Source organism: Streptomyces sp. NPDC059828, assembly GCF_042731955.1.
GTDB lineage: Bacteria > Actinomycetota > Actinomycetes > Streptomycetales > Streptomycetaceae > Streptomyces.
Genome location: NZ_JBHWIW010000009.1, coordinates 30,806 through 46,731 on the forward strand (window position 1 = coordinate 30,806; position 15,926 = coordinate 46,731).

At 71.6% G+C, this 15,926-nt stretch carries 13 protein-coding genes; 7 read left to right on the forward strand and 6 right to left on the reverse strand.

Annotation, left to right across the window (positions count from 1 at the left end; translation table 11 throughout):
• Positions 1-41 precede the first annotated feature (41 nt).
• Positions 42-2,285, reverse strand: coding sequence for a HelD family protein (locus ACFV6V_RS07890; RefSeq protein ID WP_385560686.1), 2,244 nt, complete (start codon positions 2,283-2,285; stop codon positions 42-44).
• A gap of 329 nt (positions 2,286-2,614) precedes the next feature.
• Positions 2,615-3,139, reverse strand: a complete 525-nt coding sequence (locus ACFV6V_RS07895) for an Lrp/AsnC family transcriptional regulator (RefSeq protein ID WP_385560689.1) — start codon at positions 3,137-3,139, stop codon at positions 2,615-2,617.
• 85 nt (positions 3,140-3,224) lie between these two features.
• Here ACFV6V_RS07895 and ACFV6V_RS07900 point away from each other — a divergent pair, with 85 nt between their 5' ends.
• The gene (locus tag ACFV6V_RS07900) at positions 3,225-4,148 is read left to right on the forward strand and encodes an NAD-dependent epimerase/dehydratase family protein (RefSeq protein ID WP_385560692.1); all 924 of its coding nucleotides are present in this window, start codon (positions 3,225-3,227) and stop codon (positions 4,146-4,148) included.
• Entirely contained in the window at positions 4,145-5,038 is an 894-nt protein-coding gene (locus tag ACFV6V_RS07905; RefSeq protein WP_385560694.1) for an aldo/keto reductase, read from the forward strand. Before ACFV6V_RS07900 ends, ACFV6V_RS07905 begins: the two co-directional genes overlap by 4 nt.
• Before the next feature lie 33 nt (positions 5,039-5,071).
• On the opposite strand, the gene ACFV6V_RS07910 is transcribed toward ACFV6V_RS07905, so the two are convergent.
• Together ACFV6V_RS07910 and ACFV6V_RS07915 are read right to left on the reverse strand one after the other, a co-directional pair.
• Positions 5,072-5,392: a GYD domain-containing protein gene (locus ACFV6V_RS07910; protein WP_385560697.1), complete on the reverse strand. Its 321-nt coding sequence runs from the start codon at positions 5,390-5,392 to the stop codon at positions 5,072-5,074.
• A 79-nt stretch (positions 5,393-5,471) separates the two neighbouring features.
• Complete coding sequence (locus ACFV6V_RS07915) at positions 5,472-6,428, reverse strand: GlxA family transcriptional regulator (protein ID WP_385560699.1); 957 nt, start codon at positions 6,426-6,428, stop codon at positions 5,472-5,474.
• 95 nt (positions 6,429-6,523) lie between these two features.
• Between ACFV6V_RS07915 and ACFV6V_RS07920 the strand changes: the two genes are divergently transcribed.
• Entirely contained in the window at positions 6,524-7,054 is a 531-nt protein-coding gene (locus ACFV6V_RS07920) for a PaaI family thioesterase (RefSeq protein WP_385560701.1), read from the forward strand.
• Positions 7,055-7,101: 47 nt separating this feature from the next.
• On the opposite strand, the gene ACFV6V_RS07925 is transcribed toward ACFV6V_RS07920, so the two are convergent.
• Positions 7,102-8,475 carry a cation:dicarboxylate symporter family transporter gene (locus ACFV6V_RS07925; RefSeq protein WP_385560704.1) on the reverse strand — a complete coding sequence of 458 codons (1,374 nt, stop codon included), beginning with the start codon at positions 8,473-8,475 and terminating at the stop codon, positions 7,102-7,104.
• 129 nt (positions 8,476-8,604) lie between these two features.
• On the opposite strand from ACFV6V_RS07925, the gene ACFV6V_RS07930 reads away from it, so the two are divergent.
• Together ACFV6V_RS07930 and ACFV6V_RS07935 are read left to right on the forward strand one after the other, a co-directional pair.
• Positions 8,605-10,350 carry an ATP-binding protein gene (locus ACFV6V_RS07930; protein ID WP_385560706.1) on the forward strand — a complete coding sequence of 582 codons (1,746 nt, stop codon included), beginning with the start codon at positions 8,605-8,607 and terminating at the stop codon, positions 10,348-10,350.
• 4 nt (positions 10,351-10,354) lie between these two features.
• The gene (locus ACFV6V_RS07935; protein ID WP_385560709.1) at positions 10,355-11,041 is read left to right on the forward strand and encodes a response regulator; all 687 of its coding nucleotides are present in this window, start codon (positions 10,355-10,357) and stop codon (positions 11,039-11,041) included.
• Between the two features lie 218 nt (positions 11,042-11,259).
• Here the strand turns inward: ACFV6V_RS07935 and ACFV6V_RS07940 are convergent, their stop codons facing one another.
• Positions 11,260-12,285 (reverse strand): ATP-dependent 6-phosphofructokinase, encoded by a 1,026-nt coding sequence (locus ACFV6V_RS07940; RefSeq protein ID WP_385560712.1) that lies wholly within the window; start codon positions 12,283-12,285, stop codon positions 11,260-11,262.
• A 250-nt stretch (positions 12,286-12,535) separates the two neighbouring features.
• On the opposite strand from ACFV6V_RS07940, the gene pta reads away from it, so the two are divergent.
• Together pta and ACFV6V_RS07950 are read left to right on the forward strand one after the other, a co-directional pair.
• Complete coding sequence (gene pta, locus ACFV6V_RS07945; RefSeq protein WP_385560715.1) at positions 12,536-14,617, forward strand: phosphate acetyltransferase; 2,082 nt, start codon at positions 12,536-12,538, stop codon at positions 14,615-14,617.
• The gene (locus tag ACFV6V_RS07950) at positions 14,614-15,897 is read left to right on the forward strand and encodes an acetate kinase (RefSeq protein WP_385560718.1); all 1,284 of its coding nucleotides are present in this window, start codon (positions 14,614-14,616) and stop codon (positions 15,895-15,897) included. The genes pta and ACFV6V_RS07950 overlap by 4 nt, the downstream gene beginning before the upstream one ends.
• Positions 15,898-15,926 lie beyond the last annotated feature (29 nt).

Consider the following 15,926-nt stretch of genomic DNA (forward strand, 5'->3'; position numbering starts at 1 on the left):
GATCACCGTACGGGGCGAGCCGGTCGGCTCGCCCCGTGCGCTCACCGCGCCAGCTGACCCGCGAACCCCGCGGGCAGTTCGCCCGTGTGCACCAGCCCCAGCCGCTGGGTGGCGCGGGTCAGCGCCACGTACAGGTCGCTCTCCCCGAAGCGTCCGGGCTCCACCACGATCACGGCGTCGAACTCCAGGCCCTTCGCCTGCCTCGGGTCCAGCAGCACCACCGAGCGGGTCAGGTCCACGGTCGCGGCCTGGCCGAGCGCCCGCAGCTCCCCGTGCAGCTCAGGCGGGGCGATCACCGCCAGCCGCCCTTCGGCCGGCTTCTCCCGCTCCGCGGCCGCGAGCACAGCGGCGGCCAGCTCCCCCTCGGCGACCCGTTCGGCCCAGGGCCTGATCCCGGTCGACCGTACGGACTCCGGCGGTTCGAAGTCCGGGTGGTTCGCCCGCCGGGCGGCCGCGGCGAGCTCCATGATCTCGGCGGGCGTGCGGTAGTTGACCCCGAGTCTGGTGTGCTGCCAGCGGTCCTGGACGTACGGTCCGAGGATGTCCCGCCACGATCCGCACCCCGCCGCGTCCGCGGTCTGCGCCGGGTCGCCCACCAGGGTCATGGAGCGGCTGGGACTGCGCCGCATCAGCAGCCGCCACGCCATGGCGGACAGCTCCTGGGCCTCGTCCACGATGATGTGCCCGAAAGCCCAGGTGCGGTCGGCGGCGGCACGCTCGGCCGCGCTGCGGTGGTCGCGCTCCTCGTGCCGCTCGGCCATGCGCTCGGCGTCGATGACGTCATGGGCGGACAGCACCTCGGACGCGTCGGCGTCGACATCCTCCTTGTCCTCGAACTCGTAGGTACGGGAGGCGTACGAGACGTCGAGCACCCCCTGCGCGTAGGCGATCTGGCGGGAGCGCTCGGCCTCGGCGGCGGCGCGGGCGGCGGAGTCGTCCTCGCCCAGCAGCTCCGCCACCTCGTCCAGCAGGGGCACGTCGGCGGGTGTCCACTCGCCGTGGGCGCGGCGGATCAGCGCGGCCTCGTCGTCGTCCAGATGCGCCGGGTCCGCGAGGAAGCCGGCGAGGAACTCGCGTGGGGTCAGCGGCGGCCACAGCGAGGCGATCGCGGAGTGCACGTCGGCGCTGGCGGCGATGCCCCTGCCGAGCTGGGCGATGTCGTCGGGGCCGAGGAAGTTGGGGCCACCGTAGGGGTCGGCGCCGATGCGGTCCACGAGCTGGGTGGTCAGGTCGTCGATGAGGTGGAAGACGAAGTAGGGGCGGGCGAGATTGTGCGGCAGTCCCGTCTCGCGGGCCTTGTGGCGGGCCTCGACGGCCATGTCCCAGTCGAGGATCAGCTCGCCGTCGTCGTGCGGGATGACGATGGGCTCGTCCTTCTCGGGCACCTGCTGCCGGTCCCTGACCGCTTCGGCGAGTACGCGCGCCATACCGGCGCGGCCTTTCACGGCCGCGGCGGCGGGGCTTTCGGTGCCGGTGGCGTGCACTCCGGGGAACAGCTCGCCGATGGTCGCGAGGAGCACACCCGTCTCACCGAGCGAGGGCAGCACCTCGCCGATGTAGCCGAGGAACGCGGGGTTGGGGCCGACGATCAGCACCGCCCGCTTGGCGAGCTGCTCCCGGTGCGCGTACAGCAGATACGCGGCACGGTGCAGCGCGACGGCGGTCTTGCCGGTGCCGGGCCCGCCCTCGACCACGAGCACTCCGTGCTGCGGGGCGCGGATGATCTGGTCCTGCTCGGCCTGGATGGTGGCGACGATGTCCGCCATCCGCCCGGTGCGGGCGCTGTTGAGGGAGGCCAGCAGCACCTCGTCGGCGTCATGCGACTCGTACCCGGTGCGGGTGGTGTCGTTGAGGTCCATGATCTCGTCGTGCAGGGCGGTGACGGTGCGACCCTCGGTGGTGATGTGCCGGCGTCGGCGCAGGCCCATGGGTGCGTATCCGGTCGCGAGATAGAACGGCCGCGCCACGGGAGCCCGCCAGTCGATCAGCAGCGGGGTGCGCTCGCGGTCGTCGCGGCGGATACCGGTGCGTCCGATGTGGTGGGTCACACCGTCCCGGTGGTCGATCCGCCCGAAGCACAGCCCGGCGTCGGCGGCGTTGAGCGCGGCGAGCGTGGCGGAGTGCTCGATCACCGCGATGTCCCGCTCGACGCGGGCCTGACGCCCTGTCCCGTTCTGCTGGACGGCGGCGGACGCGGCGGCCTCGGCCTCCGCCCTGAGCTGGTCCAGCCGCTCATGGACGACGGAGACGAATTGTTGTTCCTGCCGCAATTCCTCAGTTGACAATTCAGCTCCCGACGCGATAGAGTTCAGCTATTCGAGTTTCCCGCGTTTTTGGTGTGCCCGCACACGGAACCATCAAATATACGCGAAGAAATGCCCCGTCCGTCAATTCGGCCGGGGCATTTCTGTTTGCCCATGTCCCTTGCCGCTCGTGCCTCATGCTTCGAGGCAGCCGCATACTTTCGTCGGTCCGGCGGCGACCGAAGACGGATGGGGCACGAGCAACGGCGTTCCTAGCGTGACCTCATGACCGTCGAGACCCCGGCCCCGCCTCTGCTGCGAGGCGCCGTCCTGTCCCGATGTACGGGGCGAAGGCCCCCGGCCGGAGCCGGTCAACTCCGGTCGGCGGGCAGCAGGGGCCGGCGCTCCAGAGGGGAGGAGAGCACGATCGAGGTCGTCGTACGCCCGAGCGCTGAGGTCTGCTCCAGGACGTCCTCCAGATGCACGGTGTCCGTCGTGGCGACCTTGAGGATCCAGCAGTCCTCGCCGACGACATGATGGACCTCCAGGACCTCGGGCCTGGCGAAGAGTGCCTGGGAGCGCGGGTGGCTGAGGCCATAGCCCCCGTACGGGTTGACCCGGATGAAGGCCTGGACCCCGTAGCCGAGCCGTGCCGGTGAGACATACGCGCCGTAACCGGTGATCGCGCCGTTCGCCTCCAGCCGCCGTACCCGCTCCCCGACGGCGGCCGGGCTCAGGCTGACACGCCTGCCGAGCTCGCTCAGGGTGATCCGGCCGTCCGCCTGGATGATCTCCAGAATGTGCCGGTCGACCCGGTCGAAGGAGCTCCCCGGGGTTTCCTCGGCGGCTGCGCGCGAATGCCGTTGTCCTTTTGGCGCGGAAGCCGGAACTCCCATGTCTCCCCCTTCATCAAGCGGGCCGTCAACGTAACACTGGTGATCCCGGCGCGAAGCGGGCGACGGGAGTGACAGGGGGGACGACATGGATGTCCGAGATGTGTGTGTCATCGGTGGCAACCGGTACTTCGGGAAACGGCTGATCAGGCGCCTGCTGGACGCGGGCGTACGCGTCACCGTCATCAACCGCGGCTCCTCCGCACCGCCGGAAGGCGCCGAGCACCTGGTCGCGGACCGGGACGACGAGTCGGCCCTGACGGCGGCGCTCGGCGAGCGGAGTTTCGACGCCGTGGTCGACCAGGTCTGCTACACACCGCGGCAGGCGGAGATCGCTCGGCGGGTCTTCGCCGGGCGTACCGGCCGCTATGTGATGACCTCGACGGTCGAGGTGTACGAGCACCAGGACTCCGCCGGCCTGATCCGCGAGGAGGCCGTCGATCCGCGTACGGTCGCGGTGGATCTCGCTCTGCCGTGGGACGACGCGGAGTTCCGGGAGGCGCACTACGGCGAGGGCAAGCGGCAGGCGGAGGCCGTGTTCGCGGCGGGGCCGGTGTTCCCGTACGTGGCCGTGCGGGTCGGCCATGTGCTGGGCGGCGCCGACGACTTCACCGGCCGCATCGACCACTACGCCGGGCGGATCCGGGCGGACGAGCCGATCGCCGTACCGGCCGTGAACCGTACCGCCACCTATGTGTACGTCGAGGAGATCGCCGCTTTCCTGGACTGGGTGCTGCGCGCCGACTTCACCGGCCCGGTGAACGCGGCGGCGCACGGGCGGCTCGGCACGGCCGACATCTGCGCCGCGGTGATCGGGTCCATCGGCGGGACGGCCCGTTTCGAGGTGGTGGGTGGGGACGCGGAGCTGTCCCCGTTCTCGTTCACGCGCTCGTACGGAATGGACAACTCCCGGGCGGAGCAGCTCGGTTTCCGCTTCGGCGACAGCAGGGAGTGGCTGGCGCGCGCGGTCGCCGAGACCGTCGGCGCGCGTGCTGCGGAGGTGCGGGGATGACGGTCGGGACCACTCGGCGTGCGATCGGTGACCGGCGGGTCTGGCCCGTCGGCCTGGGGGCGATGCCGCTCTCCATCGAGGGCCGTCCCGGCGAGGCGCGGGCGGTGGCCACGATCCACGCGGCGCTCGACGCCGGTGTGACGCTGATCGACACCGCCGACTCGTACCATCCGCCGGGTGAACGCAGCGGTCCGGGTGAGGAGTTGGTGGCACGCGCGCTCGCCTCGTACGGCGGTGGCACTGACGGCGTGCTGATCGCCACCAAGGGCGGCCGCGGCCGCACCCGCGACGGCGACTGGTCGGTCAACGGCGACCCCGGGCATCTCAAGCGCGCCGCACGGGAGTCGGCGAGCCGGCTGGGTGTCGAGGCGATCGGGCTCTACCAGCTGCACAAGCCCGATCCGGCTGTGCCGTACGAGGAATCCCTGGGCGCGATCAGGGAGTTGCTGGACGAGGGCACGATCAGACTGGCCGGAATCTCCAACGCGGACACGGCGCAGATCCGCCAGGCCGGGGAGATCCTCGGCGACCGGCTGGTCTCGGTCCAGAACCGCTACTCGCCGGCCATCCGCGACAGCGAGCCGGAACTGCGCCTGTGCACCGATCTGGGCCTGGCCTTCCTGCCCTGGAGTCCTCTCGGCGGCATCTCCCGAAGCTCCCTCGACGGCGCCTCGCGGCAGGGCCCGGACCCGGCGTTCGCCGCCTTCCACCAGGTGGCCCGGGAGCGCGGGGTGAGCCCGCAGCGGGTGGCACTCGCCTGGCTGCTGGCACGGTCGCCCGTGGTCATCCCCATCCCGGGAGCGAGTCGGCCGGAGTCGGTGCGGGATTCGGCCGCGGCCGCCGAGCTCGTCCTGGAGGAAGGGGAACGGGCGCTGCTGGGCCTGGACTGAGCCCGGCAGGACCGACCGCCAGCCCGCCCGCGATCAGGTGCCCGGTGCGCGGAAGTCGATCGTCTTCCGGACTGCCGCGTCGATGTCCTCCGGACTCAGCAGCGGTACGGCCCGCGAGGTCACGGCGCCCGTCGCGCGTGCCGCCATGGAGGTGGCGACCAGGGAGGCCTCGTCGGGCATGTCGGCGACGACGTACAGATCGTCGCCACCGATGGCGTAGTACATCCATTCGAGCGTGCCTCCGCACGAGCGGAGGACCCGCTCGACGGCCTCCTTGCGGCCCGTACCGCCCTCGGCCATCAGGCCCCGGGTGCCCTCGGCGGTGTAGCTCGACTGGATCAGGTACTTCGGCATCCGATGCTCCCGTCGTCCGGCGCCCCGCTGGGCGGCGCGATCTCGGATTCACCTTCGGGCACGGGAGGCTGACCGCCACTCAGGCTCGGCCGCGCAGATGGGTGGCCGTGGTGCCCGCGCGGGTGCGCAGCAGCAGGCGGAGGGTGCTCGGGTTCTCGTAGCCCACGCGGCGGGCGATGACGGGGAGCGGAAGCGCTGTGGTGCGCAGCAGGTGGGTCGCCTGCTCCACGCGCAGGTCCTGGACGAAGCGCACCGGCGTGGTGCCCAGGGTGCGGGAGACGGCCCGCTGCAGGGTGCGTTCGCTGATGCCGAGGGCGCGGGCGGCCTCGGAGACCACCAGGGGTTCGTGGAGGTGCTCACGGGCCCAGCGTTCGAAGGCCGCGACGGTGGGATCGCTCTGGGCGAGCGCGGCGGGGATGGTGTACGCGGCCTGGGAGGGGCGGTCGTCGATCACCAGGTAGCGGGAGACGAGGTCCGCGAGGGCGGGGCTGGCCGTGCGGACGATCGACAGGGCCAGATCGAGGTGGGAGAAGGCGGCGCCCGCCGTGGTGATGCCTCCGGACACCGTGACCATGGTCGTCTCGTCCAGGTCGACGGCCGGGTAGCGGGCCCGGAACACCGGTGACAGCCACCAGCTCGTCGTCGCCCGCTGCCCGTCGAGCACACCGGACTCCGCCAGCAGGAAGGTGCCGGTGCAGGCGGAGGCGATCGGGGTGCCCAGCGACCGGACCTCGGCGAGCAGGCCCCGTGCCGCGCGGGCCCCGTTCCCGGACACGTACGAGACCAGGCTCGCGGGGCGGCGCTCGGTGATCGCGGGCACGATCAGCAGTTCGCTCTCGTGGACGGCTCCGACCGGCTCCGTCGGCACGGTGTGGCCCACCCCGGTGCTCACCCGGCGGTGGAATCCCACCGTGCGGATGTCCCACTCTGGCGGCGGCTGCGGAAGCTCACCGCGCATGGCGTTGGCGGAGTGCAGCACGTCGAGGATCGCGGACAGTCCGGAGCCGAAGACCCCGTCGAGCGCGAGAACCGCCACCTTCACCGCACCACCGCTTTCATGTCGGGAATCGTATCAACCGCGTCGCATACGACACTCCCACCGCGACGGCCGCCCGGGGTTGGATTCCAGGCATGAGCACGCATGCCAGCAGTGGAGAGGCCCGCACGGGCACCCGATCCCGCACGCACACCTGGGGTGCGCCGGTGCGGCCGGACGCAGACATCCTGAAGATGACGGGCCGCGAGATCCTCCAGGCGGGGATCGACGGCCGCTTCCCGGCGGCGCCGATCATGAGCACGCTCGGGTTCCGCTTCCTGGAGGTCGGGGAAGGCCTCGCGGTCTTCGAGACCACGCACGGCGAGCACCTCTACAACCCGATGGGCAGCGTGCACGGCGGCTTCCTCACCGCCGTGATGGACGCGGCGCTGGGATCCGCCGTGATGAGCCGGCTCCCCGCCGGGACGACGTACACCACCTCGCAGATCAACGTGAACCTGATCCGGCCGGTCTTCGCCGGCACCCCGCCGCTGCGGGTCACGGGAACGGCGCTGCACGTGGGCCGTACGACGGCCACGGCCGAGTGCCGGGCCGTGGGTGTCGAGGACGGGAAGCTGTACGCGCACGGGACGACGACCTGCGCGGTGTTCTCGTTCCCGGTCTGAACGCCCTGACGGGCCCCGGCGCCGACGCGCCGGGGCCCGCAGAGGGTTCAGACCTTCGCGACCGGCGCCGCCGGCACCGGCTCCTCGCGCTGCTCCGGTACGTCACCCCCGGGCGCGGGCGCATGGTCGTCCATCAGCGTCCGCTCGTCGAACGGGACCCGCCCGGCGAGCACCTCGGCGACGCGCTCCTTGTCGATCTCCTTGGTCCAGGTGCCGATGAGCACGGTCGCCACCGCGTTCCCCGCGAAGTTGGTCAGGGCACGGGCCTCGCTCATGAAGCGGTCGATGCCGACGATGAGACCGACCCCGTCGACCAGTGCCGGCTTGTGCGACTGCAGGCCGCCCGCCAGCGTCGCCAGTCCGGCTCCGGTGACGCCCGCCGCGCCCTTGGACGCGATGACCATGAAGACCAGCAGCGAGATCTGCTCGCCCACCGACAGTGGGGTGCCCATCGCCTCGGCGACGAACAGCGAGCCCATCGTCAGATAGATCGCGGTGCCGTCCAGGTTGAAGGAGTAGCCGGTCGGCACGGTGATGCCGACCACGGGCTTCGAGACACCCAGGTGCTCCATCTTCGCGATCAGGCGCGGCAGCGCGGACTCCGACGACGAGGTGGAGAGGATCAGCAGGAACTCCCGGCCCAGGTACCTGAGCAGCGCGAACAGGTTCACCCCGGCGGCCAGCCGCAGCAGCGTCCCCAGGACCACCAGCACGAAGAGCGCGCAGGTCAGATAGAAGCCGATCATGATGACGGCGAGCGACTTCAGGGCGTCGACACCGGTCTCGCCCACCACCGCGGCGATCGCGCCGAAGGCCCCCACCGGAGCGGCCCACATGATCATCGCGAGGACACGGAAGACCAGGCGCTGGATGTGTCCGATGCCGCGCAGGACGGGCTCGCCGGCCGTGCCCATGGCCTGGAGGGCGAAGCCGGTCAGCAGGGCGACCAGCAGTGTCTGGAGGACCTCGCCCTCGGTGAAGGCGGACACCAGGGTCTTCGGGATGACCCCCAGCAGGAAATCCACGGTGCCCTCGCTGGCGCCGGCCGCCTGCTTCTCGCCCGCGGCCTTCGCGGCCTCGGTGAGATGAAGGCCGGAACCCGGCTCCAGGATGTTGCCGACGACGAGGCCGATCCCGAGGGCGATGGTGGACATCACCAGGAAGTAGCCGAGGGCGAGCCCCCCGACCGCGCCGACCTTGGCGGCCTTGCGGACCGAACCCACGCCGAGCACGATCGTGCAGAAGATGATCGGGGAGATCATCATCTTGATCAGGTTCACAAAGCCGGTGCCCAGCGGCTTGAGCTCGACGGCCACGCCGGGGGCCGCGAAGCCCACGGTGATGCCGAGGGCGACGGCACCGATGACGGCGAGATACAGATAGTGCGTACGGTCCCGCCGTGCGGTTGCTGGTGCTGCCACGGGGATTCCTCCTCGGCCTGGTGAATGTCCACGTCCCGTTGGACTGCCGTGACTATCCACCACCCTGTGACGCCGGTCACCCTTGCGTACGTTTCGTTCACACCAACCCCGCCGTGCAGACTTACGGGCATGCACATACGGCGCCCCCGGCCACGGAGCCTCGCCGGCCAGCTCTTCGCGATGCAGGTCGTGCTGGTCGCCGCGGTCGTGGCCGGGTGCGCCGTGTTCGCGTATCTCACCGACCGGGACCAGGCGGAGGAGACCGCGCGGCGGCAGACGGTGGCGACCGCGACGGCGGTGGCCGACTCGCCGTCGGTCGTCGCGACCGCTCTGACGGCCGCCGCCCGGACGGCCACCACGGGAACGGCCGGCAGCGGGCGGACGGCGGACGGCGCGCCGGGTGCGTACAACGGGGTCGCTCGGACCAGCGCGGCGCTCCAGCCCTACGCCGAGCGGGTCCGCAGGGACTCGGGCGTCGACTTCGTGGTGATCATGGCGCCGAACGGGACCCGCTGGACGCATCCGGAGCCGCAGCAGATCGGCCGCACCTACATCGGGCACACCGACGAGGCACTGCGCGGCCGGACGTTCTCCGAGACGCACGAGGGTGTGCTCGGGCTGTCGGTGCGGACGGTGACCCCGGTGCGGGACGGCGGCAGGATCGTCGCACTCGTCAGCGCGGGCATCACCATCGACCGGATCAGCGCGCAGGTGCGTCAGCAGCTCACCGCGCTGCTGGGGATGGCGGGAGCCGCGCTGCTCCTGGGCGGTGCGGGCACGTATGTGGTCAACGCCCGGCTGCGGCGGCACACGCACGGGATGAACGCGGCCGAGCTCAGCCGGTTGCACGACTACCACGAGGCGACCCTGCACGCGCTGCGCGAAGGGCTGCTGATGCTGGACGGGCAGCGGCGGATCGCGCTGATCAACGACGGCGCGCGGGAACTGCTGGGCCTCGGTCCGGGCGCCGTCGGACGCGGCCCGGCCGAACTCGGCCTGCCACCGGGGCTCACGGGCGCCCTGCTGGCCGACGAGGCACGGGTGGACGAGCTGCACATGACCGTGGACCGCGTGCTGGTGGTCTCCACCCAGCCGGTGGTCGGCGGGGAACGCAGGGGCACGGTGGTGACCCTGCGGGACCACACCGAGCTCCAGTCCCTCACGGGCGAGCTGGACTCGGAGCGGGGCTTCACCCAGGCACTGCGCGCCCAGGCCCATGAGGCCGCGAACCGCCTGCACACCGTGGTCTCGCTGATCGAGCTGGACCGCGCGGACGAGGCCGTCCGGTTCGCCACCGCCGAGCTGGAGCTGGCCCAGGCACTCACGGACCGCGTGGTGAGCGCGGTCGGGGAACCGGTGCTGGCCGCCCTGCTGCTGGGCAAGGCCGCCCAGGCCAACGAGAGCGGTGTGGAGCTGGTCCTCACGGAGGACAGCCGTATCGACGACGGGGTGCTGCCACCCTGGCTGCCGCCGCGCGATCTGGTGACCATCCTGGGCAATCTGATCGACAACGCGGTGGAGGCGGCGTCGACGGCACCGGACCCACCGGACGGCGAGGCGGAGCCGGGTCCGCGTACGTCCGCGTCCACGTCGGCGCGGTCGCGTGTCACCGTGTCCGCCCGCGCCGACGGGGATGAACTCGTCCTGTGCGTCGGCGACAGCGGTCCGGGGGTGCGCTCGGCGGACGTGGACGCCGTGTTCGAGCGCGGGTGGTCGACCCGGGGGCCGGGCAGGGGCCTGGGCCTCGCCCTCGTACGGCAGGCCGCGCACCGGGGACGCGGCACCGTGGAGATCGCCCGGGGCCCGGACGGCGGCGCCCGGTTCACCGTACGGCTGCCCTTGCGCGCCGGAGAGCCGACGAGGTCAGGAGGGTGAGCGTATGAGCGCCCAGAACGTCCGTGTGCTCGTCGTCGAGGACGACCCCGTCGCGGCCGACGCGCACGCGCTCTACGTCGGACGCGTGCCCGGCTTCGGTGTCGCCGGGGTGGCCCACTCGCGAGCCGAGGCGCACCGGCTGCTCGAGCGGATCCCCGTCGATCTGATCCTGCTGGATCTGTACCTCCCTGACGGGCACGGGCTCCAGCTGCTGCGGTCGCTCCGGGCGGCGGGCCATGCGGCGGATGTCATCGCCGTCACCTCCGCCCGCGATCTGGCCGTCGTCCGCGAGGGTGTGTCGCTCGGGGTGGTCCAGTACGTCCTGAAACCGTTCACCTTCGCGACCCTGCGCGACCGTCTCGTCCGGTACGCCGAGTTCCGCGCCGCCGCGGGCGAGGCCGCCGGTCAGGACGATGTGGACCGGGCGCTCGCGACCCTGCGCACGCCACAGCCCGCCGCGCTCCCGAAAGGGCTGAGCGGCCCCACGCTGGAAGCCGTCACGCGTACGCTGCGGGACTCCCCCGGTGGTCTCACCGCCGCCGAGGCCGGGGCCGCCGTGGGCATCTCCCGGATCACCGCACGCCGCTATCTGGAACACCTGGTGTCGGCGGGCCGGGCGGACCGCAGTCCGCAGTACGGGCAGATCGGCCGTCCCGAGCTCCAGTACCGCTGGATCCCGTCCGGCCGGTGACACCCGGCACCGCCCCGGGCCTGTACCGGCATGCGGACGTGGGGGGAGAAATCGGCGACACCTCCCCGGTCCCGGACCGGATACCGGGACCCTGTGCGGGCCGCCCCCATAGCCGCGAGGCCCTCACGATCGCCCTCCGGCCCCGTGCTGCGCACCGTATCCCGGGCCACTGACAACGCTGCAGGTCGTCCGGAGGACCGGGGTACCGGGCCGGCCGTTCAGAAGACCGACTCCGCCTCGTGGACCCGGTCGTGCGGCACCGTCTTCAGCCGCGTGACGGCCTCCGCCAGCGGCACCAGCACCACCTGTGTGCCGCGCAGCGCGGTCATCTTGCCGAAGTCGCCCTGGTGCGCCGCCTCCACGGCGTGCCAGCCGAAGCGGGTCGCGAGCACCCTGTCGTACGCGGTGGGCACACCGCCGCGCTGGACATGCCCCAGGATCACGGGCTTGGCCTCCTTGCCGAGTCTGCGTTCCAGCTCGACGGCGAGGCGTCCGCCGATGCCCAGGAAGCGCTCGTGGCCGTACTGGTCGATCTCGCCCCTGCGGTAGTCCATGGAGCCCTGAACGGGGTGTGCGCCCTCGGCGACGCAGATCACCGCGAACTTCTTGCCGCGGGCGAAGCGTTCCTCGACCATCTTCACCAGGTCGTCGACCTCGAAGGGGCGTTCGGGCAGGCAGATCCCGTGAGCCCCGCCCGCCATGCCCGACTCCAGCGCGATCCAGCCCGCGTGCCGTCCCATCACCTCGACCACCATGACCCGCTGGTGCGACTCGGCTGTCGTCTTGAGGCGGTCGATCGCCTCGGTGGCAACCATCACCGCGGTGTCGAAACCGAAAGTGCGGTCGGTCGCCGAGATGTCGTTGTCGATGGTCTTCGGCACACCGACCACGGGCATCCCGGCCTCGGACAGCATCCGGGCAGCGCTGAGGGTGCCCTCTCCGCCGATCGGGATCAGCACGTCGATGCCGTACCGAAGGGCCAACTCGGCGCAGTTCTCGGCCGCTTCACGGAGCCGGGAGCGTTCGAGGCGTGCGGAGCCGAGGATGGTGCCACCTCGGGCCAGGATGCCGCTCACGGCGTCGAGGTCGAGGGGCCGGCAGTGACCGTCGAGCAGGCCCTTGAACCCGTCTTCGAAACCGATGACTTCATCGTCGTAGCCGGTCATGGCGCGGTGCACGACCGACCGGATCACTGCGTTCAGGCCCGGGCAGTCGCCGCCGGCGGTGAGGACTCCGATACGCATCGTGCCGTCTCTCCCGATCTTCCGATCGCGGGTGCATGCAGCATCACTCGTGCATAGAGCGCCACTGTCGATTCTTCCACGCCGGGCCGCCTGCGCACTCCAGTGGCATGCGGCGGGCGCTCTACCCACGCCCGGGGGTACTGTCAAGAGGGCAATGCCACCCTATCGGGGGTATTCCCGCACGTCAGATTGCCGGTGGCACACGCCCAGGACGACACACCGCACTCGAAGCAGGAACAGGAGATCACGCGTGGCGCGCAGCGTGTACGTGACCGGGATCGACCGCGGCGACGGCCGGCAGGTGGTGGAGCTGGGGGTGATGGAGCTCCTGACCCGGCAGGTGGACCGCGTGGGCGTGTTCCGCCCCCTGATGCACGACGGGCCCGACCGGCTGTTCGACCTCCTGCGCGTCCGCTACCGGCTCTCCCAGGATCCGGCGTCCGTGTACGGCATGACCTACGACGAGGCCGCCGCTCTCCAGGCCGAGAAAGGCACCGACGAGCTGGTGTCCCAGCTCGTGGAGCGGTTCCTCGCGGTGGCGCGGGACTACGAGGTGGTGCTCGTGCTCGGCACGGACTTCCACGAGACCCAACTCCCCGACGAGCTCGCGCTGAACGCCAGGCTGGCCAACGAGTTCGGCGCGTCCGTCATCGCCGTGGTGGGCGGCAAGGGCCAGACAGCGGAGTCCGTACGCGCGGAGACCCGCAACGCCCACCGCGCCTACGAGGTCCTGGGCTGCGACCTCCTCGCGATGGTCGCGAACCGGGTGGCGCCGCAGGACCGCGAGGCGATCGCCGAGCGGCTGGCCGCCCGCGTACCCGTCCCGTGCTACGTGATTCCCGACGAACCGGCGCTGGCCGCGCCCACGGTCGCCCAGGTCACCCAGGCCCTGGGGGCGAAGGTGCTGCTCGGGGACGACTCGGGGCTCGCCCGGGACGCACTCGGCTTCGTCTTCGGCGGCGCGATGCTGCCGAACCTGCTGAAGGCCCTGACGCCCGGCTGCATGGTCGTCACCCCGGGTGACCGCGCGGACCTGGTGGTCGGGGCGCTCGCCGCGCACTCCGCGGGCACCCCGCCCATCGCGGGTCTGCTGCTCACCCTCGACGAGCGGCCCGCCGACTCGATCCTCACCCTGGCCTCCCGGCTCGCACCCGGCACCCCGGTGATCTCGGTACCCGGCGGCTCCTTCCCCACCGCCGCGGAACTCGTCGCGATGGAGGGGAGGTTGAGCGCGGCAACACCCCGCAAGGCGGAGACCGCGATCGGGCTCTTCGAGCGCCATGTCGACACGGCCGGCCTGCTCGCCCGGGTCGAGGTCGCGCGCACCGGGCGGCTCACCCCGATGATGTTCGAGCACGATCTGCTGGAGCAGGCCCGCGCCAGCCGGCGCCGGGTCGTGCTGCCCGAGGGCACCGAGGAGCGCGTGCTGCGCGCCGCCGACGTCCTGCAGCGCCGCAACGTCTGCGATCTGACCCTGCTCGGTGACGCCGAGGCGATCCGCAAGAAGGCCGCCGACCTCGGTATCGACCTCGGCGATGTGCAGATCATCGATCCGGTGCACTCCGAGCTGCGGGAGCGCTTCGCCGAGCGCTACGCACAGCTGCGCGCCCACCGCGGTGTGTCCGTGGAGCTGGCGCACGACGTCGTGGCGGACGTCAACTACTTCGGCACCCTGATGGTCCAGGAGGGCCTGGCCGACGGCATGGTCTCCGGGTCGGTGCACTCCACGGCGGCGACGATCCGTCCCGCCTTCGAGATCATCAAGACCAGGCCGGGCGCCGGGATCGTGTCCTCGGTGTTCTTCATGTGCCTCGCCGACAGGGTGCTGGTGTACGGGGACTGCGCGGTCAACCCGGACCCGGACGCCGAGCAGCTCGCCGACATCGCCGTGCAGTCGGCGGCCACCGCCGCGCGCTTCGGCGTGGAGCCGCGGATCGCGATGCTGTCGTACTCCACCGGCAGCTCGGGCTCGGGCGCCGACGTGGACAAGGTGCGCGAGGCGACGAAGCTGGTGCGCGAGCGCCACCCGGAGCTGAAGATCGAGGGTCCCATCCAGTACGACGCGGCGGTGGCGCCGTCCGTCGCCGCGACGAAACTGCCCGGGTCCGAAGTGGCGGGCCAGGCGACGGTGCTGGTGTTCCCCGACCTCAACACCGGCAACAACACGTACAAGGCGGTGCAGCGTTCGGCCGGGGCCGTAGCCGTCGGACCGGTGCTCCAGGGGCTGCGCAAGCCGGTCAACGACCTCTCGCGGGGCGCTCTGGTCAGCGACATCGTCAACACGGTCGCGATCACCGCGATCCAGTCCCAGGCCCAGGAGCTGCCCGCATGACCGCCACTGCCGCCTCCACCGCCTCCACGACGCCTGCCGCGACCCGCGTCCTGGTGCTGAACTCCGGCTCCTCCTCGGTCAAGTACCAGCTGCTGGACATGCGCGACGGCACCCGTCTCGCCGTCGGTCTGGTCGAGCGCATCGGGGAGCAGACCTCCCGGCTGGTCCACACCGCGCCCGCGGGCCCGAACGCAGGGACGCGCGAGCGTACCGACCCCGTCCCTGACCACGGCGCGGCGCTGAAGGCCATGGGCGAGGAGCTGGCACAGGACGGCCTGGGCCTGGACTCCCCCGAACTCGCCGCCATCGGCCACCGGGTGGTGCACGGCGGCCAGCGGTTCACCGCGCCCACCGTGGTGGACGACGAGGTGCTGGCGGAGATCGAGCGCCTCGTCCCCGTGGCACCGCTGCACAACCCGGCGAACATCACCGGTATCCGCACCGCCCGGGCGCTGCGCCCGGATCTGCCGCAGGTCGCGGTGTTCGACACCGCCTTCCACACGACGATGCCGGAGCACGCGGCGCGGTACGCGATCGACACCGGAACCGCGGACACGTACCGGATCCGGCGCTACGGCTTCCACGGCACCTCGCACGCCTATGTCTCACGCCGGGCCGCCGAGCTGCTCGGCAGGTCACCCGAAGACGTCAACGTCATCGTGCTGCACCTGGGCAACGGCGCTTCGGCCTCGGCGGTCGCGGGCGGTCGTTGCGTGGACACCTCGATGGGGCTGACCCCGCTGGAGGGGCTGGTCATGGGCACCCGCTCGGGTGATCTCGACCCGGCCGTGATCTTCCACCTGGGCCGGGTGGCCGAAATGTCCCTGGACGAGATCGACGCCCTGCTCAACAAGCGGAGCGGTCTGATCGGGCTGTGCGGCGACAACGACATGCGGGAGATCCGCCGCCGGATCGGCGAGGGCGACCGCGCCGCGCTGCTCGCCTTCGAGATCTACGTCCACCGGCTGCGGAAGTACATCGGCGCCTATTACGCGGTACTCGGCCGGGTGGACGCGGTGGTGTTCACGGCGGGGGTCGGTGAGAACGCGGCCGAGGTACGGGAGGCTGCCATCGCCGGTCTGGAGGAGCTGGGGCTCGTGCTGGACGCGGAGCTCAACGCCGTACGGTCGGGTGAGCCGCGGCTCGTCTCGCCGGCCCACGCACGGGTCGCGGTCGCCGTGGTGCCGACGGACGAGGAGCTGGAAATCGCCCGGCAGACCTTCGCGCTGATCGGGAACACGACTATCGGGAACACACCTACTGGAGAGTTTCACGCCTGAGCGGCAGAGCGCCCATTTGTACTTTTCAC

Excerpts from the sequence above, each read along its gene's own strand:
- ACFV6V_RS07940 (WP_385560712.1), bottom strand. The coding sequence starts at position 12,285 with ATGCGTATCGGAGTCCTCACCGCCGGCGGCGACTGCCCGGGCCTGAAC.
- ACFV6V_RS07950 (WP_385560718.1), top strand. The coding sequence starts at position 14,614 with ATGACCGCCACTGCCGCCTCCACCGCCTCCACGACGCCTGCCGCGACC.
- ACFV6V_RS07920 (WP_385560701.1), top strand. The coding sequence starts at position 6,524 with ATGAGCACGCATGCCAGCAGTGGAGAGGCCCGCACGGGCACCCGATCC.
- ACFV6V_RS07935 (WP_385560709.1), top strand. The coding sequence starts at position 10,355 with ATGAGCGCCCAGAACGTCCGTGTGCTCGTCGTCGAGGACGACCCCGTC.
- ACFV6V_RS07910 (WP_385560697.1), bottom strand. The coding sequence starts at position 5,392 with ATGCCGAAGTACCTGATCCAGTCGAGCTACACCGCCGAGGGCACCCGG.
- ACFV6V_RS07900 (WP_385560692.1), top strand. The coding sequence starts at position 3,225 with ATGGATGTCCGAGATGTGTGTGTCATCGGTGGCAACCGGTACTTCGGG.
- ACFV6V_RS07930 (WP_385560706.1), top strand. The coding sequence starts at position 8,605 with ATGCACATACGGCGCCCCCGGCCACGGAGCCTCGCCGGCCAGCTCTTC.
- ACFV6V_RS07905 (WP_385560694.1), top strand. The coding sequence starts at position 4,145 with ATGACGGTCGGGACCACTCGGCGTGCGATCGGTGACCGGCGGGTCTGG.
- ACFV6V_RS07895 (WP_385560689.1), bottom strand. The coding sequence starts at position 3,139 with ATGGGAGTTCCGGCTTCCGCGCCAAAAGGACAACGGCATTCGCGCGCA.